The sequence below is a fragment of the Streptomyces populi genome (assembly GCF_002911015.1).
GTDB classification, from domain to species: Bacteria; Actinomycetota; Actinomycetes; order Streptomycetales; family Streptomycetaceae; genus Streptomyces; species Streptomyces populi.
The window spans coordinates 56,949-74,197 of sequence record NZ_KZ626843.1 but is presented as its reverse complement, the minus strand read 5'-3'; the positions used below and the strand labels follow the sequence as shown (position 1 = coordinate 74,197).

The 17,249-nt window shown below is 71.1% G+C and carries 18 protein-coding genes and 6 tRNA genes; 16 read left to right on the top strand and 8 right to left on the bottom strand.

Annotation, left to right across the window (positions count from 1 at the left end; genetic code table 11):
* Positions 1-34 precede the first annotated feature (34 nt).
* From CW362_RS03535 to CW362_RS03520, 4 genes are all read left to right on the top strand, one after another.
* Entirely contained in the window at positions 35-268 is a 234-nt protein-coding gene (locus CW362_RS03535) for a hypothetical protein (protein ID WP_103547844.1), read from the top strand.
* Positions 269-509: 241 nt separating this feature from the next.
* Complete coding sequence (locus CW362_RS03530; RefSeq protein WP_103547843.1) at positions 510-716, top strand: hypothetical protein; 207 nt, start codon at positions 510-512, stop codon at positions 714-716.
* 279 nt (positions 717-995) lie between these two features.
* Positions 996-1,955, top strand: a complete 960-nt coding sequence (locus tag CW362_RS03525) for an aminoglycoside phosphotransferase family protein (protein ID WP_103547842.1) — start codon at positions 996-998, stop codon at positions 1,953-1,955.
* A 74-nt stretch (positions 1,956-2,029) separates the two neighbouring features.
* Positions 2,030-2,332, top strand: coding sequence for a TFIIB-type zinc ribbon-containing protein (locus CW362_RS03520; protein ID WP_103547841.1), 303 nt, complete (start codon positions 2,030-2,032; stop codon positions 2,330-2,332).
* Between the two features lie 139 nt (positions 2,333-2,471).
* On the opposite strand, the gene CW362_RS03515 is transcribed toward CW362_RS03520, so the two are convergent.
* The 5 genes from CW362_RS03515 to CW362_RS03495 form a co-directional block, all read right to left on the bottom strand.
* Positions 2,472-2,546: transfer RNA gene (locus CW362_RS03515), tRNA-Val, on the bottom strand.
* A 40-nt stretch (positions 2,547-2,586) separates the two neighbouring features.
* Positions 2,587-2,658, bottom strand: a tRNA-Val gene (locus CW362_RS03510).
* 34 nt (positions 2,659-2,692) lie between these two features.
* Positions 2,693-2,764: transfer RNA gene (locus CW362_RS03505), tRNA-Val, on the bottom strand.
* A gap of 1 nt (position 2,765) precedes the next feature.
* Positions 2,766-2,839 (bottom strand) — tRNA-Cys (locus CW362_RS03500).
* A 37-nt stretch (positions 2,840-2,876) separates the two neighbouring features.
* Positions 2,877-2,949, bottom strand: a tRNA-Gly gene (locus tag CW362_RS03495).
* 156 nt (positions 2,950-3,105) lie between these two features.
* Between CW362_RS03495 and CW362_RS03490 the strand changes: the two genes are divergently transcribed.
* The 3 genes from CW362_RS03490 to CW362_RS03480 all read left to right on the top strand — a co-directional run bounded on the left by CW362_RS03490 (position 3,106) and on the right by CW362_RS03480 (position 5,964).
* Entirely contained in the window at positions 3,106-4,152 is a 1,047-nt protein-coding gene (locus CW362_RS03490) for a chorismate-binding protein (protein WP_103547840.1), read from the top strand.
* 86 nt (positions 4,153-4,238) lie between these two features.
* A complete protein-coding gene (locus tag CW362_RS03485) occupies positions 4,239-5,060 on the top strand; it encodes an aminotransferase class IV (RefSeq protein ID WP_103547839.1) in 822 nt (273 codons plus the stop codon).
* A 79-nt stretch (positions 5,061-5,139) separates the two neighbouring features.
* Positions 5,140-5,964, top strand: a complete 825-nt coding sequence (locus tag CW362_RS03480) for a GNAT family N-acetyltransferase (protein WP_103547838.1) — start codon at positions 5,140-5,142, stop codon at positions 5,962-5,964.
* 56 nt (positions 5,965-6,020) lie between these two features.
* On the opposite strand, the gene CW362_RS03475 is transcribed toward CW362_RS03480, so the two are convergent.
* Complete coding sequence (locus CW362_RS03475; RefSeq protein ID WP_103547837.1) at positions 6,021-6,542, bottom strand: DsbA family protein; 522 nt, start codon at positions 6,540-6,542, stop codon at positions 6,021-6,023.
* 172 nt (positions 6,543-6,714) lie between these two features.
* Here CW362_RS03475 and CW362_RS03470 point away from each other — a divergent pair, with 172 nt between their 5' ends.
* Both CW362_RS03470 and CW362_RS43720 read left to right on the top strand, forming a co-directional pair.
* Positions 6,715-7,161 (top strand): hypothetical protein, encoded by a 447-nt coding sequence (locus CW362_RS03470; RefSeq protein ID WP_103547836.1) that lies wholly within the window; start codon positions 6,715-6,717, stop codon positions 7,159-7,161.
* Positions 7,162-7,316: 155 nt separating this feature from the next.
* Entirely contained in the window at positions 7,317-7,469 is a 153-nt protein-coding gene (locus CW362_RS43720; protein ID WP_167455603.1) for a hypothetical protein, read from the top strand.
* A 199-nt stretch (positions 7,470-7,668) separates the two neighbouring features.
* On the opposite strand, the gene CW362_RS03465 is transcribed toward CW362_RS43720, so the two are convergent.
* Complete coding sequence (locus tag CW362_RS03465) at positions 7,669-8,226, bottom strand: CGNR zinc finger domain-containing protein (RefSeq protein WP_103547835.1); 558 nt, start codon at positions 8,224-8,226, stop codon at positions 7,669-7,671.
* Positions 8,227-8,517: 291 nt separating this feature from the next.
* Positions 8,518-8,931 (bottom strand): SsgA family sporulation/cell division regulator, encoded by a 414-nt coding sequence (locus CW362_RS03460; protein ID WP_003959770.1) that lies wholly within the window; start codon positions 8,929-8,931, stop codon positions 8,518-8,520.
* 191 nt (positions 8,932-9,122) lie between these two features.
* Between CW362_RS03460 and CW362_RS03455 the strand changes: the two genes are divergently transcribed.
* The 7 genes from CW362_RS03455 to CW362_RS03425 all read left to right on the top strand — a co-directional run bounded on the left by CW362_RS03455 (position 9,123) and on the right by CW362_RS03425 (position 17,243).
* A complete protein-coding gene (locus CW362_RS03455) occupies positions 9,123-9,581 on the top strand; it encodes a TIGR02611 family protein (RefSeq protein WP_103547834.1) in 459 nt (152 codons plus the stop codon).
* Positions 9,582-9,663: 82 nt separating this feature from the next.
* Positions 9,664-9,735, top strand: a tRNA-Val gene (locus CW362_RS03450).
* A gap of 897 nt (positions 9,736-10,632) precedes the next feature.
* Entirely contained in the window at positions 10,633-11,922 is a 1,290-nt protein-coding gene (locus CW362_RS03445; RefSeq protein WP_103547833.1) for an ABC transporter substrate-binding protein, read from the top strand.
* Positions 11,922-12,893, top strand: a complete 972-nt coding sequence (locus CW362_RS03440; protein ID WP_206300851.1) for a carbohydrate ABC transporter permease — start codon at positions 11,922-11,924, stop codon at positions 12,891-12,893. The genes CW362_RS03445 and CW362_RS03440 overlap by 1 nt, the downstream gene beginning before the upstream one ends.
* Positions 12,890-13,783 (top strand): carbohydrate ABC transporter permease, encoded by an 894-nt coding sequence (locus CW362_RS03435; protein ID WP_103547832.1) that lies wholly within the window; start codon positions 12,890-12,892, stop codon positions 13,781-13,783. Before CW362_RS03440 ends, CW362_RS03435 begins: the two co-directional genes overlap by 4 nt.
* Positions 13,784-13,793: 10 nt before the next feature.
* Entirely contained in the window at positions 13,794-14,402 is a 609-nt protein-coding gene (locus tag CW362_RS03430) for a hypothetical protein (protein WP_240657629.1), read from the top strand.
* Between the two features lie 102 nt (positions 14,403-14,504).
* Entirely contained in the window at positions 14,505-17,243 is a 2,739-nt protein-coding gene (locus tag CW362_RS03425) for an exo-rhamnogalacturonan lyase family protein (RefSeq protein ID WP_103547831.1), read from the top strand.
* Positions 17,244-17,249: the final 6 nt, after the last annotated feature.

Below are 17,249 nucleotides of genomic sequence, written 5' to 3'. Positions count from 1 at the left end.
CCCAACCGTCTGTCACAGAAGGGGGATTGAGCCCGTGAAGGGTGACCGTGTGGAGATAGTCGTGGACGCGGGGGACACGACGCGTACGTACGAGGTGGTGGCGAGCAGGGCGGGTCGCCGGGTGGAGACGGCGGTGCGCCGAGGTGTCGTAGAAGTGAGCGAAGTCACTCGAAACGGAACAGTGGTACGGACCGCCCGCTTCATGGCGACTCGGGTGCTGGCACTCGTCGAGCAGCCGGTTCCCCGGGAGGACGGTTCGGAACAGTAGGGGCACATCGGACGCCCCCTCCGGGAAGACCCTGAGACCTGGGTCCGCGTCTCCACCCACGGTAGTACTCCGCAGGTCACGGCTCATCCTCCGGGAGGCCCGGCAATCGGTACGAGGGCATGACGACCCGGCGCCGTCACGCGCCTAGATTTGAGGTCAAGCGGCGGGTGCAGCACTCGTCCCCCGAGGTCAGACACCCGCCGCTGCCAGGCACGACGGAATCTCGGTCAGGAGAGGGACCATGGCCCACACGGCATCGCGGACAGAGCTCCGTACGCAGGGGCGCAAGGTGTACACCGCCGCGTTCGGCACCCGCCAGGGTCAGCGCCACCCCTTGGTGGCGACAGCGATGGTCCTCCCCCTGGCGGCCCTGCTGGTGGTCGTCTTCGGCGGCTGGGACGCGGTGGTCACACAGGCGTCGTCCGTGGGCGTGATGCTGGGGCGCTGAGCGGCGCCCCGGGCCCGGAAGAGCGGTCCGGGCGGGGACATCCGGCCATGAAACCCCGTGGGGACGGGGGTGCGGCGGACGGCAGGAAGATGCCCGCGCAGCTGGGGAGCTGCGCGGGCATCTCTTTGTGCCGTGTGCCGTGTGCCGGACTCCGGGGCGCGGGGAACGGGCGCCGGGCCGCGAAGCGGGCTGCCGCCCGGCCGCCGCGGTGCCGGGTGCCAGGGTCCGCCCGCGGCTGCGTACCCTCACCGGCAGACGTCGTACAGCCCAGGGAGATCCGTGACCGTAGACAGCCTGCTGCCCGCGCTCACCGCCGTGGCGCGTGACGCGGCCCACCCGGCGACGGCCGTGCCCCGCCCCCGCGGAGCCTGCTCCTGCGGCGCCGAGGACACGCTCCTCGCGGACCGGGACGACGGCACGGTGGTCCGCCACGGCGACGTCGTCGCCAAGGTCCACGCCCCGGACACGGACCCCCACGAGCTCGCCCGGCGCGTCCTCGCGGCCACGTGCCTCCCCGGCATCCTCCTGCCGCCGCTGGACCCCGCCCCCGCCGGTCTCCTCGGCCGCCGGGTGACCCTCTGGCCGTACGGCTCCCCCGTCGATCCCGACACCCCCGACGCCGCCCCCTGGGAGGAGGCCGCGACCCTGCTGGCCCGGCTGCACCGGACCCCCGCCCCGGACGGGCTGCCGCCCATGCGCGGACCCGTCAAGGCCGCCCGCGCGGTGGCCCGGCTGCGCGCGGCGGGCCCGCACCCGGCCGCCGCGCCGGTCCTCGGGGCCTGGGCCGCGCTGCCCGGCTGGGCGCGGGCCGAGGCCCCGATGCCGGACACCGCCACCCTGTGCCACGGCGACCTGCACCTCGGCCAGCTCGTGCGCCGCCCCGCGCCGGACGGTCCCTGGCTCCTCATCGACGTCGACGACCTGGGCGTCGGCGACCCGGCCTGGGACCTGGCCCGCCCCGCCGCCTGGTACGCCTGCGGGCTGCTGCCGCCCGACGAGTGGCTCCGCTTCCTGACCGCCTACCGGGACGCGGGCGGTCCCGCCGTTCCCGCCGACGGCGATCCCTGGCCCGCCCTGGACGTCGCGGCCCGTGCCCTCACCGTGCAGACCGCGGCCCTGGCGATCGCCAAGTCCGCCGCCGCGAGGAGGCCGTTGGACGAGGTGCAGCAGGCCGTGGTCGACGCCTGTGACCGAATGAGTGCCCTCCCGCCCGAGTTGCCCCGGGGTTTCGCGACGTAGGCTGCAACCGACCGAGGCCGGGCAGTGTCTGTCCTGGCGGAAGCAGTACCGACCGGCGAGGAGTTGAGCCGAGCATGCAGTGTCCGAAATGTCATGCGCCGATGCACACGTACAACCGCAACGGCGTCCAGATCGAGCAGTGCAGCGGCTGCCGCGGCATCTTTCTCGACTACGGCGAGCTGGAGGCACTGACCCGCGTGGAGTCGCAGTGGTCCCAGCCCGCGCCGCCGCCCCCGGGTGCCCCGCAGGCGTACCCGTCCGCGCCGGCCCCCGCCTGGGGCGCCCCGCAGCACGGCGGTCACGGCGGTGGTCACTACGGCGGTCACGGCGGCCACCACCGCCACAAGAGCTTCGGTCACATGCTCTTCTCGTCCTGAGCCACCCGGAGGGGCCCCTTTCGAACAGAGGGGCCCCTCCGGCGTGTCCGGGCCGCGTCGGCCGGGTCGCACGGGCTGGGACGGGTGTGATCCCGGGCACGACGAAGCCCCCGGCCGTCGAGACGGCCGGGGGCTTTGCTGGTGCGCGATACTGGGATTGAACCAGTGACCTCTTCCGTGTCAGGGAAGCGCTCTCCCGCTGAGCTAATCGCGCAGGTCACGCGGTCGGAGCCACGCTTGCTGCTGGTACTGCGTGCGCGATACTGGGATTGAACCAGTGACCTCTTCCGTGTCAGGGAAGCGCTCTCCCGCTGAGCTAATCGCGCGGGGATCCTTGCGGATCAGGTCCTTGCGGACCGGTGGACGATACTGGGATTGAACCAGTGACCTCTTCCGTGTCAGGGAAGCGCTCTCCCGCTGAGCTAATCGTCCTTGGAGGTGGAGACGGGATTTGAACCCGTGTAGACGGCTTTGCAGGCCGTTGCCTCGCCTCTCGGCCACTCCACCAGGAGTGCGGGTTCGGGAAGATCCCCCACTTCCTGCGAGCGGACGACCAGGTTCGAACTGGCGACCTCAACCTTGGCAAGGTTGCGCTCTACCAACTGAGCTACGTCCGCTTGTCGTTTCCGTTTCGCTTGCGCGTCCCGGCGACGTGTTGAACTCTAGCGGATTCCCGGGCCAGCACAAAAACGCGTTTCCGCAGCGTGCTGCGGTCTGCCTGACCAGGGACATGGCCAGGGCACTCGCAGGACACCCGCCCTAGACTCGTCTGCGTGCTCGACCTCCCTCCTCTCGCCCGCTTCGGCGGCCTCGTGGCGACCGGTCTCCTCGACGTCACCAGCGATCCCGCGGCCCTGGACTCGACCGGCTTCTGGGCCGTCTCCGCAGACTTCGAAGGACGCCTGACCTGCGCCCGTTTCCGGGACGTACGGGAGGAGCCGGTGCCCGCCCCGGTGCCCGGACGGTGGCACGGACCGGCGGCCGGCGACTGGACGTCGTCCCTCGACCGCGCCGCGTACACGGCCGGTGTCCGGCGCATCCGGGAGCACATCGCGGCCGGCGAGGTCTACCAGGCGAACCTCTGCCGCGTGCTCTCCGCGCCCGTCCCGGCCGACGCCGACGTCGACGCGCTGACCGCCCTGCTGGCCCGCGGCAACCCGGCGCCCTATGCCGGAACGATTCGGCTGCCGGAGCACGGCGTCGAGATAGCCACCGCCTCCCCGGAACTCTTCGTGCGCCGCGCGGGCCGCGGCGTCGAGTCGGGCCCGATCAAGGGCACCGGACGCACCGAGGCGGACCTCCTCGACAAGGACTACGCCGAGAACGTGATGATCGTGGACCTCGTCCGCAACGACATCGGCCGGGTCTGCGCCACCGGCACCGTGACCGTGCCCGACCTGTGCGTCGTCGAGAAGCACCCGGGGCTCGTCCACCTCGTCTCCACCGTCAGCGGCGAACTGCGCGAGGACGTCGGCTGGCCCGGACTCCTGGCCGCGGCCTTCCCGCCCGGCTCCGTCACCGGCGCCCCGAAGTCCAGCGCGCTGCGGATCATCGAGGCCCTGGAGACCGCGCCGCGCGGCCCGTACTGCGGAGGCATCGGCTGGGTCGACGCCGACCGGGGCACCGGAGAGCTGGCCGTGGGCATCCGTACCTTCTGGATCGACCGCGCCGACGGCGTCCTGCGCTTCGGCACGGGGGCCGGCATCACCTGGGGGTCCGACCCCGAGGGGGAGTGGCGGGAGACCGAGCTGAAGGCGTCCCGGCTGCTCGCGGTAGCGTCGGGAACGTACGACGCGGGTGACGGGACCCTCACCGGCTGACCCGGATCCGGGGGCGGCGCGGGGACCGGGGCCGGAACGCCGTGCCGGACGACACGCCCGGCACATTCACATGCGAGGTAGGACCAGTGAAGCTTTGGCTCGACGGCGGGCTGCAGGACATCGAGGCCGCCCGTGTCTCCGTCTTCGACCACGGGCTGACCGTGGGCGACGGCATCTTCGAGACCGTGAAGGCGGTCGACGGCCGGCCCTTCGCACTGACCCGCCACCTCGACCGGCTGGCCCGTTCGGCACGCGGCCTGGGCCTGCCCGAGCCCGACGCCGACGAGGTGCGCCGCGCCTGCGCCGCCGTCCTCGACGCCAACCCGATGCCGCTCGGCCGGCTCCGCATCACCTACACCGGCGGTCACGGGCCGCTCGGCTCCGACCGCGGGGAGCACGGCCCGACCCTCGTCGTCGCGCTCGGCGGCTCGGCCCCGCGCCCCGACTCCACGGCCGTCGTCACCGTCCCCTGGACCCGCAACGAGCGCGGCGCCCTGGCCGGCCTGAAGACCACCTCGTACGCCGAGAACGTCGTCGCCCTGGCCCGCGCGCGTGAACACGGCGCGTCCGAGGCGCTGTTCGCCAACACGGTGGGCCGACTCTGCGAGGGCACCGGGTCGAACGTCTTCGTCGTCCTCGACGGCGAGATACACACCCCGCCGGTCGCCTCCGGCTGCCTCGCCGGCATCACCCGTGCCCTCACGGTCGAATGGACCGGCGCCAGGGAGACCGACCTGCCGCTGGACGTCCTGGAGCACGCCGACGAGGTCTTCCTGACCTCCACGCTGCGCGACGTCCAGGCCGTGCACCGGATCGACGCCCGTGAACTGCCGGGCGCGCCGGGCCCGGTGACCGCCAAGGCGATGCGCCTCTTCGAGGAGCGGGCCGGGGACGACCTCGACCCCTGAGCGGCCCCGGAGGCCACCTGCCCGTGATCACCGGGAAATTCGGCTGACGACGTGAGCGCCGGCGGGTACAACACCCGTGATGACCACGACCCTGCGGCCGACCGAGCCGCTTCACCACGCCGCCGACGGGGCGCTCTCACGCCGCTACCAGGTGTGCGTGAACAGCCGTCCCGTCGGCCGGGTACACCTCGCCACGGAACCCGGATCGGGCCCGCCCGTCGCCAGGATCCACGAGCTCGGCATCGACGAGCCGGACCGGGGCCGCGGCCGGGGCACCGTGGCCGCGCTGGCCGCGGAGGAGGTGGCCCGCGGCTGGGGCTGCCGGCGGATCGAGGTGACCGTTCCCGGCGAGGCCACGGCGGCCCTGGGGCTCGTCAGGGCGCTCGGTTACGTGCTGCGCAACCGCATCATGGAGAAGCCGCTCGACGATTCCGTGCTCGTCCTCCCGCCGGGCAGCGCCGACCGTCCCATGACCCAGGACGAGTACGAGACCTGGGACCGGGCGGGCAGGCGGGACTACGCGGAGGACTGGATCCGGCGCGGGGTACCGGAGGCCGAGGCGCTCGCCAAGGCGGACCGCGACTTCGGCGGGGCGCTGCCGCAGGGTCCGGCCACCGCGAACATGTGGCTGAGCGTCCTGGAGCACGAGGGCGTCCCCGTGGGCGATCTCTGGCTGGGGCGCCGGGGCGGACGCGCCTTCGTCTACGACGTCCGTGTCCGTGCCGACCGGCGCGGACACGGACACGGCCGGACGCTCATGCGGCTCGCCGAGGCCCGGGCGGCGGCCGCCGGACTGACCGCCATCGCCCTCAACGTCTTCGCGGGGAACACCCCGGCCGAGCGGCTCTACGAGACGCTCGGCTACGGGACGACGGAGTACCACCTGTACAAGACGCTGCTCTAGCCGTGACGGCTCCGGGCCCGGACCGGAGCCCGGGCCCGTCACGGAACCGGCGGGTGTCAGGCCCGCTCGGCGAGCAGGCGGTCGGCGATCTCCTCGATCCGCCCGCGCAGCCCCTCCTGGCTCTTGCCGCCGTCCAGGCGCTCACCACCGATGACGTACGTCGGGGTACCGGTGACGCCGATCGCCTTGCCCTCGGCCTGGTCCGCGTCGACGATCAGGATGTGCCGCCCGTCGATCAGGGCCGTGTCGAACTCCTCGGCGTCCAGCCCGAGTTCCCGCGCGACCGAGACCAGGAAGTCTTCGCCGCCGCGGTTCAGCTCCTCGACGCGACCGAGTACGGCCTCGACGTACGGCCAGGCGGCCCCCTGCTCGGCGGCCTCCTCGGCGGCCTGCGCCGCGGCGAAGGCGTGCTTGTTCTTCTCCAGGGGGAAGTGCCGCAGGCGCGGCTCCAGACGGTCGCCGTAGCGGGCGCGCAGCGCGCGGAGGTCGGCGAGGGCGTCACGGCAGTCGGGGCACTGGAGATCGCACCAGACCTCCAGGACGACGGGAGCCGGGCGCGCGGTGGAGGAGTCGTTCATGGGATCCAGTCTCCCAGTCCGGTGAGGGGGGCGGTCCCACCGGGACCTGAGGAGGACGGCGACCCCGAGATGTCCCTGAGGTCTGCCCGGACCGTGGCATACCGGGCACGGGGCGGTGCAGGATGGAAGGCACGAGGAACCATGTCGTGCCGAGCCCGCCTGGAGGACCGGAATGATCGCAGAGACCGTCTGCTCCGCCGTCTCCGTCGCCGGCCTGGGCATCGCCGCGGTGACGGCGTACCGCAAGCGTTTCCTGGCGGCCGCCCGGATCGCCGCCTACTCCCTGGTGCCGCTCGGCCTGGTCATGACCGGAGTGGTCGGCTGGCTGGCCGACACCGCGTTCAGCCCGACCGCGTGGGCCGGCTTCGTGGTGCTCGGCGGAGCCTGGGCACTGTTCATGATCACGCGCGCCGTGGAGCGGCGCGAGGGCGGGACGCGGAAGGAGCGCAGAGCCGCGAAGGCCGCCGGCCGGCGCGAGGCGGCGGCTCCCGCGGCCTCGGCCCCGTCGCTGGGCCAGGGCTCCGGCCCGGCCACCCGGCCGGCCGCCGCGCCACGGGCGAACGGCTCCGGGGACGACTTCAGCGACATCGAGGCGATCCTGAAGAAGCACGGAATATGACCCGCCGGAGCGACACAAGATCGCATACGTGACACAGGGAACGCGCGGAACCGTTCACGTTCGAGCGCTCCCGTCACATCATCCAGCGAACTCCCGTACGTTCCGGGCGTGTTGATCGCGAAGCGGGCGTTCTCTGCTGCATCATCGCCCGCGAGATGCTGGACACAACAACGAGCGACACCGCTGCTCCGCCCGAGGAGCGGCGTGGTTGTCTCTTCGCGCTCTCCCAGCCGCCGCTGATGATCTTCCTTGCGGTGATCGGCTGTCTGCTGCTCATGGCTTCGCTGCACGACCTGCTGCTGCTCTGAGCTGTACACGGAGCCCCTGGCGTCACCCGCCGAGGGCTCCGTCGGTCCGGCCACGAGTCCGACCCCGGACCGGTCGCGAGTCCGACCCTGGACCGGTCGTAAGTCCGACCCTGGACCGGTCGCGAGTCCGCCTTCTTCCGAGAGGGTCGGCCGGCATCTCGTCCGTGGGTCCCGTGGCGCCTGTGGCGGTGCGAGCCGGTCAGCCCGCGGCTTCCTTGCGGCGTGCCCGGTAGGCGGCCACATGGAGCCGGTTCCCGCAGGTGCGGCTGTCGCAGTAGCGGCGGGAGCGGTTGCGGGAGAGATCGACGAAGGCCCGCCGGCAGTCCGGGGCCTCGCAGCGCCGCAGCCGGTCCTGCTCTCCGGCGACCACGAAGAAGGCCAGAGCCATCCCGCAGTCGGCCGCGAGGTGGTCGGCGACCGAGGCGCCCGGCGCGAAGTAGTGGACGTGCCAGTCGTAGCCGTCGTGGTCCGTCAGCCGGGGCGTGGTGCCGGCGGCCGCCACCAGCTCGTTGATGAGCGAGGCGGCGGTACGCGGGTCGTCGGCGGCGAAGATCCCGGCGAACCGGCCGCGAACGTCCCGTACGGCTGCGAGATCGCGCTCCGACAGCACACCGACATCACTGATCTCGTGCTTTCGTACGAAATCGGCGAGGGACGGCACATCGGCGAGCCCGTCCGCCGTCTCGTCCTCCGGCGCGGTGTTCACCAGATCCACCACGGCGTCGAGTGCGCACCGGGTGTCGTGGGTGATCAGCACGTTTCGCTCCCTGGCCTGGGGGTCGGGCGAGGGCGCCCGCCCGATGCTGGCCGATGGTAGTGGCTTCCCGGCGCGGGGGAGACGGGCGCGGGTGGATGGGAGCGGGTGGATGGGAGCGGCGTGGACGGGAGCAGGTGGACGGGAACGGGAGTCCGTGCCCAGGGGCGGCGTGCAGCGGCGCCGCCGCCGCGAACTTTCCGCGGCGTCGGCGCCGGTGCCTTCCCTATGCGGTTGTCTGGGCCCGAGCCGTCTCCCCGAGTGGACGGCGCCGGGCGGCTCTGTCGTGACGCGTCAGCTCTCGGCCAGGATGTGTGAGAGCTCCGTGTCGAGATCGAAGTGCCGGTGTTCCGTGCCGGGCGGCACGGCTGCGTCCGTTCGCTTCAGGAATGATTCCAGGGCCCTCGCGGGGGCTTCGAGCAGGGCTTCACCCTCCGGGGAGCTCAGGGCGATGCATACGACGCCCTGGCCGTGGCTCCGGGACGGCCAGACTCGGACGTCGCCGGTACCGGTGGGCCGGTGGAGGCCCTCGGCGAGGAGGTCGCGGGCGAACACCCACTCGACGGTTTCCTCGGCTCCGGTGTGGAAGGTGGCGTGCACGGCGTAGGGATCGGCCGTGTCATACCGCAGTCCTGCGGGTACAGGCAGTGAGGACTCGCTCGACACAACGAGGCGCAGGTGCAGCTCGCAGCTGACCGTGGTGTTCATAAGCGCCAGGGCCTTTCGCTCAGTGTGCGCTCGGGGATTCGCACGTCGGCGAAATCGACATGCCACCTACGGTGCCGTTGTAAACCCCTCTGAGGGTTTTGCATGTCTTTATGTAACTCATCCGGCCGAGGGCGCGTTCTCCGGATAGGGCCATTCCGGTGACTGGTTTCTCTCGGGTAGGGTTTGGTCGTATGAATACGGGGAGTGACGAGTTGGGCGAGGCCGCCATGGCGGACGACGGGGTGCACGACAGGGGGGACGACGGGGCGGAGAATGAGCGAGCGCTCGGTTCGCGCGCGCCCCAATTCATCAAGGCCCGCCGCGCGCTGCACGTGAGCTGGCAGGTGGGCGTTTTCGTCGTCGGGCTCGCGGTGGTCGCCGCCGGCGTGGTCATGCTTCCGCTGCCGGGTCCCGGCTGGCTGGTGATCTTCGGCGGCATGGCGATCTGGGCGACCGAGTTCGTCTGGGCCCAGCTCGTGCTCCGCTGGACGAAGCGCAAGGTCACGGAGGCCGCGCAGCGGGCGCTCGACCCCAAGGTCCGGCGCCGCAACATCATCCTCACCACGGTCGGCCTCGTGATCGTCGCCGTGCTGGTGGGGGTGTACCTCTGGAGGTTCGGCCTCGTGATGCCGTGGAACATCGAGGAGTGACGAGGTCGGCGTGGGGCTGCTCCGGGCTGGTCCGGATGGTCGAAGCCATCCCCTGACATGGGGTAATGTTCTTCCTGCACCCGGGCGATTAGCTCAGCGGGAGAGCGCTTCGTTCACACCGAAGAGGTCACTGGTTCGAACCCAGTATCGCCCACACGTACGACAGACGGCCCCGGCCCACGACATCGTGGACCGGGGCCGCTTTCGTCGTCCCGGGGCGGGGGTGGCCCGATCGTCCTGGACGCAGGTACGTGCCCGGCGGTCCGGTGGGTGGGTCGGGGCCGCGCCGGTACATCCGCCCGCATCCGAACGGATCCCCCCGGGGTCGAGAGGTGCTGGTGGGCTCCGATCCGTCCGGCCTGCGGGCATTCGATGTACCGGCACGGCCCCTCCCGCCGGATCCCGGCCGCGGGTGCTTCGTGGTGGTCGTGCCGGGCTCGTTGTGCCGGCCGCGGCCCCTCCTGTGCGCGGCCGACTGCGGGTGCTTCGTGGTGGTCGTACCGGGCCCGTTGTGCCGGCACGGTCCCCTCTGTGCGCGGCCGACTGCGGGTGCTTCGTGGTGGTCGTACCGGGCCCGTTCCGTGCATTCCGTGCGTTCCTGGGTGCGGGGGAGTGGTGGTGCGCCGGGGTGGTGGGCCTGGTGGGTGTCCTGGTCCGGCCGGTGGGTCGGGTGGGGAGGTTCGGAGGGGTCCGGTGTCCGTGAACGTCGGCGCGGCGCGCGGGCAGGTGCCCCACCCCTCACGCTCCGTTTCCCCCACCCTCGGCCGACATCCCGTCAACGCCCCCGCGACAGTACGTTTTCGGCCGCGCCGCCGAGCGGTTCCGTGACCCAGGGAATGTTCGGTGGGCCGACCGCGCGGGTCCGACCTGCGTACTCGTGCACGGGTGTGCGGGAAGGGGCGCAGGGGTCGGTGCGGCGGGATCGGGGCGTCGCACGTCAATTCCTGTCCGAATCATTGACGCGCCCGGAGCGCCTCCGTACCTTGTGCCAGCAAGCGCTTACTTGAAACGATTCATGCGGATGGCGTCGACGTTGCGGGGAGGCCCGGCAGTGGGGAACAACGGGAGTGTCGAGAGGCGGACGGTCCTCAAGGCGGCCGGGGCTTCGGTGGCCGCGCTGGGGCTGGCCGCGACGACGGGCTGCGGTGGGGGCGGAAGCGGCGCCGGGGACGGGACGGTGACGATCCGTTACGCCTGGTGGGGCGCGGACGAGCGGGCGAAGCGGATCAACCGCTCCATCGCGCTCTTCGAGAAGAAATATCCGAAGATCAAGGTACAGACGGACTTCCAGGATTACGTGGCTTTCTGGGAGAAGTTCCAGACCCAGGCCGCGGGCGGAAATCCGCCGGACGTATTCCAGAACGCCGTCGGGTTTCTGCGGAAGTACGACAAGCGAGGGATCCTGCTCGACCTCAAGTCCCAGATAGACGCCGGAAATCTGAGCCTGAAGAACTTTCGCGCCGGGGTCGAGAAGGTCGGCCAGGTCGACGGAAAGCAGCTCGGGATTCCCGTCGGGTCCAACACCATGTCACTTGTCGTCGACGAGAAGGTGTTCGAGAAGGCGGGCGTCGATCCGAAGCAGGGCTGGACCTGGGACGAGTACTTCGCCGCGCTCAAGAGGATTCACGACACCCAGAAGGTGGCGGGCGACACCGGTTACTTCAGCATCATGTATCTGTACGACCTCTACCTCCGGCAGAACGGCAAGGCGTTCTTCACCGAGGACGGACTCGGTTTCGACGAGGCCGATCTGACGGAGTGGTGGGCCGACGGTTACAACCGCGTCAAGGCCGGCATCATCACCGATCCCAAGCGGGTCGAACAGGACAAACCCAAGTCCTCCCTCTCGGCGGGCCACGCGGCCTCCGAGTTCACCTGGGACAACTTCACGGTCCGTTATACGGCGGAGGGCGACAGCAGTTACGGTCTGGCGCCGATTCCGACGACCGACGGCAGGCAGACCGGTCAGTACCTCGCCTCGCTGATGCTCAGCGCCTCCGCGCACACCAAGCATCCCGAGGAAGTGGCCCGGTTCATCGACTTCATGGTCCACGACCCCGAGGTCGGCAAGATCATGGGCTACGACCGGGGGATCCTCGCCACCACCGAGCAGTTCGACGCCTTCCAGCCCTCCGACGCCCCCAGCAAGGCCATCGCGCAGTACGAGAAGGACGTCGCCGCGGCCGGTGTGCTCGGCGCGATCACCCCGCACCCGGCGGGCGCCGACACCGTCGAGGCCGCCTTCCTGCGCATCGGCGGTGACATGTCCCAGGGCACCACCAAGGTCTCCGACGCGGTGAAGCAGTTCTTCTCCGAGGCGAAGACCGCCCTCTCCGCCTGATGGGAACCGCCGTGACGCTCGTCAAGGACTCTCCGCCCGAAGCGCAGCGGGCGCGCCCCGCGCACCCCGTCGCCGGAACGCGCCCGGGGCGGCGCCGCGAGAACCTCGCCGGCTACCTCTTCATGTCGCCCTGGATCGCGGGCTTCCTGCTCCTGACCGCGGGTCCGATGGTCGCCTCCCTCTACTTCGCCTTCACCGACTACGACCTCTTCGACTCGCCCCGGTGGATCGGCTTCGACAACTTCACCACCATGTTCGACGACCCCCGGTGGCGTAAGTCGGTCGAGGTGACGGCCGAGTACGTCGTCATCGGTACGCCGCTCAAGCTGCTGCTGGCGCTCGGAGTGGCCCTGCTGCTCGCACGGAGCCGCCGCGGTCAGGCCTTCTACCGGGCCGCGTTCTACGCCCCGTCGCTGATCGGCGCGAGCGTCTCGGTCGGCTTCGTCTGGCGCGCGCTGTTCTCCGACGACGCCGTCGTGGACCGTGTGCAGACCTTCCTCGGCTTCCGCTCCGGGGGCTGGGTCGGCGACCCGGAGTGGGTGCTCTACAGCCTGGTCGCGCTCACCGTCTGGCAGTTCGGCGCCCCCATGGTCATCTTCCTGGCCGGGCTCAAACAGGTGCCGAGGGAGCTGTACGAGGCGGCGGAGGTGGACGGCGCGGGACCGCTGCGCAGGTTCTGGAGCATCACGCTGCCGATGCTGTCCCCCGTCCTGTTCTTCAACGTCCTGCTGGAGACCATCCACTCGTTCCAGATCTTCGGTTCGGCGTACGTGGTCTCCAACGCCACCTGCGGTCCGGCCGACGCCACGCTCGTCTACACCTGTTACCTCTACCAGAAGGGCTTCAAGGAGTCCCAGATGGGCTTCGCCTCCGCCATGGCCTGGATGCTGCTGCTCGCCGTCGCGCTGGTGACGGCCGTCCTCTTCTGGTCGCAGAAGCGCTGGGTGCACTACGAGGAGGACGCCCGATGAGCACGGTCACCGGCAAGGCGCCCGGCCCCGGCGCCGCGAAGACCTCGGCACGCGTACGGGGGCGAGCCGGCTCACTCGTCTGGCACACCGGGGCCCTGCTGGTCCTCGCGGTCGTCCTCTACCCCGTGCTCTGGGTCGTCGGCGCCTCCTTCAAGCCGAGCCGCGAGATCATCGGCAGCCTGGAGCTGTTCCCGACCGGCCCGGTCCTGGCCAACTTCAAGGGGCTGGCCGACGGGATCGCCGACATCCCGATCGCCACCTTCTTCCAGAACTCCCTGTTCTACGCTCTCGGTTCGGTCGCCGGCATCCTGGTCTCCTGCTCGCTGACCGCGTACGCCTTCGCCCGGATCCGGTTCGCCGGACGGAACGTGCTGTTCTCGCTGATGATCGGCACGCTCCTGCTGCCGTACCACGTGCTGCTGATCCCGCAGTACGTGATGTTCCAGAAGGCGGGGCTGGTCAACACCTATGTGCCGCTGCTGATCGGCAAGTACCTGGCCACCGAGGCGTTCTTCGTCTTCCTCATGGTGCAGTTCATGCGGAACCTGCCGCGCGAACTGGACGAGGCGGCGCGGCTCGACGGCTGCGGACACCTGCGCATCTACTGGTCGATCGTGCTGCCGCTGTGCCGCCCCGCCCTCATCACCAGCGCGATCTTCACCTTCATCAACGCCTGGAACGACTTCATGGGCCCGCTGATCTATCTCAACGAGCCCGGCAAGTACACGGTCTCGCTCGGCATGATGATGTTCCGCGACCAGGAGGGGGTCGCCAACTACGGTGGCATGATCGCGATGTCGCTGGTGGCGCTGCTGCCCGTGCTCCTCTTCTTCCTCGCCTTCCAGCGGTATCTGATCGATGGCATGGCGACCTCCGGACTGAAGGGCTGAGGTGGGCGTCGTGCGGACCAGGGCCCGCGTCGGGGGAACGGTGCGCAGGGCACCGCGGGAGTCCGTCCTCGCCGAGCGGTTCGCCGTCTTCGCGGAGTGTCTGCTGACCGGTGTGTGGATCGCGCTGGCCTCGCTGCCCCTTGTCACCGTTCCCGCCGCGTTCGCGGCCGGCGCGCGGCACCTGCGCCGGCGTACGGCTCACGAGGGCGGCGGAGGGCGGGAGTTCGTGGCAGACCTCCGGACGGCCGTACGGGGCGGCTGGCTCGTCGGGGTCGCCGGGTGGGCCGGGGCGGCGGCGGTCCTGGTGGACGTCCGGGCCGCGCGTGCGGGGATTCCCGGAGGGCCGTTCGCCGGGGCCGTCGGCCTCCTGGCGCTGACCGGGGGAGTGGTCGCGCTGCTGCGCGCGGCCGCGGTCTGGGAGCCGGGAGCCGCGTGGCGCGGGCTGCTCGCGGACGCCGGGCGCCGGACCGTCCTCGATCCCGCCGGGTCCTTCCTGCTCGTCTGCGGGGCGGCCGTGGTGGTCTGCTCCGCCCTGCTCGTCGCGCCGCTCGCGGTCCCCGCCCTGGGGGCCGTGGCCGGGGCGGCCGTCGCCGTCGAGGAACGCCGGCGGCGCCGCTGATCCCGCACTCCCGCGGGACGGGGTTCCCGCGTGCCCCGGCCCGTCCCGGCCGCGTCCTCATCTCTGTCATGCCCCTGACCATCCCGTAAGGAGAGGAAGGCCATGTCGCCCATCCCCCGCAGGTCCCTTCTCAAGGCGGCCGCCGTCGCCGGGGCCGCCGCGCAGTTCAGCCGGTCCCTCGGAACCACCGACGCGCAGGCCGCCCCCGGAGGGGAAGCGGCCGGCGCGGACCCCGTGAGCCTCCGCTGGCTGGAGGACGGCGGCCTCGGCGCCGCCCCCGGTTCCACCGTCGGAGTGCCCTGGCCCAGAGGCGCGTACCGGCCCGAGCGGACGTTCGCGCTCACGGACGCCGGCGGCAAGGCCGTTCCCGTGCAGTCCTGGCCGATCGCCTACTGGCCGGACGGATCCCTCAAGTGGACCGCGCACGCCATGAGTTCGGACGCGAGCGGCCTCATGCTGACCGCGGGGGAGCCCGCCGTGCCGGAGCGCGCGGTGACCGTCGACCGGAGCGGCGGCACCATCGACGTCTCGACCGGGGTCATCACCGTGAAGATCGGCGAGAGCGGCTCCGCACTGGTCAGGTCCGTGACGCGCGGCACGACCGAGATCGCCGGGAACGGCCGCCTCGTCCTCGTCCGCCAGCCGGAGATCGAGGACGAGGACCAGGGCGCCGAGAAGTACGAGCGCTTCGAGAGCGCGATCTCCGGGGCCGAGGTCGAACAGGACGGCCCGGTGCGGGCCGTCGTCCGCATCGACGGCAAGCACCGCAAGGGCGGCAGGAGTTGGCTGCCCTTCTCGGTCCGCCTGTACTTCTACGCGGGCGCCGACTCCTTCCGCATGGTGCACACGGTCACCTTCGACGGGAAGCAGGAACCCGGCAGGAGCAGCGGCGACTTCGTCCGCGGGCTCGGCGTCCGCTTCACCGTGCCGATGCGGGACGCCGCCTACGACCGGCACGTCCGGATCGGCGGTGACGGGACCGGGCTCCTCCGCGAGGCCGTCCAGGGCGTCACCGGGCTGCGCCGCGACCCCGGAGCAGCCGTCCAGGCGGCCCAGTTCGCGGGTGAGAGGCTCGCCGACCCGTCCACCTGGGACCAGCGGGTCACCACCCGGCTCCAGTACGTCCCCCAGTGGGGCGACTACACCCTCTCCCAGCTCTCCGCCGACGGCTTCACCCTGCGCAAGCGCACCAAGAAGGGGCACGGCTGGATCGCGGCGGGCGGCGGCCGGCGCGCCTCCGGATTCGGCTACGTCGGCGGGCCGAGCGGCGGACTCTCCTTCGGGCTGCGGGACTTCTGGGAGAAGTTCCCCGCCCAGCTCGACGTCCGCGACGCCCACACCGACGAGGCCGAGGTCACCCTCTGGCTCTGGTCGCCCGAGGCGCGGCCCATGGACCTGCGCTTCTACCACGACGGCATGGGCCAGGACACGTACGCCGAACAGCTCGAGGGCCTCAACATCACCTACGAGGACTACGAACCGGGCTTCGGCACCCCCTACGGCATCGCCCGCACCTCCGAACTGCTCTTCTGGGCCAACGAGTCCACCCCCTCGCCCGAGCAACTCGCCCGGCAGGTCGACGCCGTGCGCGTCCTGCCGCAACTGGCCGCCCCGCCCCGGCAGCTGATCGGGGCGAAGGTCTTCGGCCCGGGGCTCTACTCCGAGCCCGACCGGTCGACATCCGCCAAGGCGAAGATCGAGGACCACCTCGACTTCCTCTTCACCTACTACAAGGACCAGGTGGAGATGCGTCGTTGGTACGGCTTCTGGGACTACGGCGACGTCATGCACTCGTACGACCCGGTCAGGCACCAGTGGCGCTACGACGTCGGCGGCTACGCCTGGGACAACTCCGAGCTGTCGCCGGACCTGTGGCTGTGGTTCGCCTACCTGCGCAGCGGCCGCGCGGACATCTTCCGCTTCGCCGAGGCGATGACCCGGCACACCGGCGAGGTCGACGTCTACCACCTCGGTCAGTGGGCCGGGCTCGGCACCCGGCACGGGGTGCAGCACTACGCCGACAGCGCCAAACAGCAGCGCATCGCCAACACCACCTACCGGCGCTACTACTACTTCCTCACCGCCGACGAGCGCGTCGGCGACCTCATGCGCGCCAACGTCGACTCCGACGAGACCTTCCTCGCCCTGGACCCGCTGCGCAAGATTCGCACCGATCCGTACACACCGGACCGGCACGCCCTGTCGATCGGCTTCGGCACGGACTGGAGCGGGCTCGTCTCGGCGTGGCTGACCGAGTGGGAACGCAAGGGGCCGAAGTGGGAGAAGGCCAGGGCGCGGGTGCTGTCGACGATGGAGACCATCGCCGCGCAGCCCAACGGATTCGTCCAGGGCTCCGGCCTGTACGACCTCGACACCGGTCGGTTCGCCGTCGCGGCCGAGCCGGTGGTCGGGGTCTCGCACCTGTCCGCGGTCTTCGGCCTGAACGAACTGTGCGCCGAACTCATCGATCTCGTCGACATGCCCGCCTTCAAGGAGGCGTACCTCGACTACTGCCGCTACTTCAACGCCACCAAGACCGAGCAGGCGGCCCGCTACGGCACCAACTTCGGCACCCTGCTGCTCTTCCAGGGCCATTCGCGCCTCGACGCGTACGCCGCCGTCCAGACGGGTGACGCGCAACTCGCCACCCGGGCCTGGACGAAGTTCTACGCCTCCGACGGCTACACCGAGTCCTCGCCCTGGAGGACGGAGGAACTGAGCGGACCGGTCACGCTGGTGCCGGGCAGCGAGGCAAACTGGGTCTACACGAACGACACGGCGCTCTACGGCCTCGCCGCCATCGAGAACCTGGCGCTCCTCGGAGACCGGATGCCGTCGTGACCGGTC

Excerpts from the sequence above, each read along its gene's own strand:
- CW362_RS03435 (WP_103547832.1), top strand. The coding sequence starts at position 12,890 with ATGAGCACGGTCACCGGCAAGGCGCCCGGCCCCGGCGCCGCGAAGACC.
- CW362_RS03440 (WP_206300851.1), top strand. The coding sequence starts at position 11,922 with ATGGGAACCGCCGTGACGCTCGTCAAGGACTCTCCGCCCGAAGCGCAG.
- CW362_RS03475 (WP_103547837.1), bottom strand. The coding sequence starts at position 6,542 with ATGAACGACTCCTCCACCGCGCGCCCGGCTCCCGTCGTCCTGGAGGTC.
- CW362_RS03520 (WP_103547841.1), top strand. The coding sequence starts at position 2,030 with ATGCAGTGTCCGAAATGTCATGCGCCGATGCACACGTACAACCGCAAC.
- CW362_RS03460 (WP_003959770.1), bottom strand. The coding sequence starts at position 8,931 with ATGAACACCACGGTCAGCTGCGAGCTGCACCTGCGCCTCGTTGTGTCG.
- CW362_RS03480 (WP_103547838.1), top strand. The coding sequence starts at position 5,140 with ATGACCACGACCCTGCGGCCGACCGAGCCGCTTCACCACGCCGCCGAC.
- CW362_RS03455 (WP_103547834.1), top strand. The coding sequence starts at position 9,123 with ATGAATACGGGGAGTGACGAGTTGGGCGAGGCCGCCATGGCGGACGAC.
- CW362_RS43720 (WP_167455603.1), top strand. The coding sequence starts at position 7,317 with ATGCTGGACACAACAACGAGCGACACCGCTGCTCCGCCCGAGGAGCGG.
- CW362_RS03425 (WP_103547831.1), top strand. The coding sequence starts at position 14,505 with ATGTCGCCCATCCCCCGCAGGTCCCTTCTCAAGGCGGCCGCCGTCGCC.
- CW362_RS03470 (WP_103547836.1), top strand. The coding sequence starts at position 6,715 with ATGATCGCAGAGACCGTCTGCTCCGCCGTCTCCGTCGCCGGCCTGGGC.
- CW362_RS03530 (WP_103547843.1), top strand. The coding sequence starts at position 510 with ATGGCCCACACGGCATCGCGGACAGAGCTCCGTACGCAGGGGCGCAAG.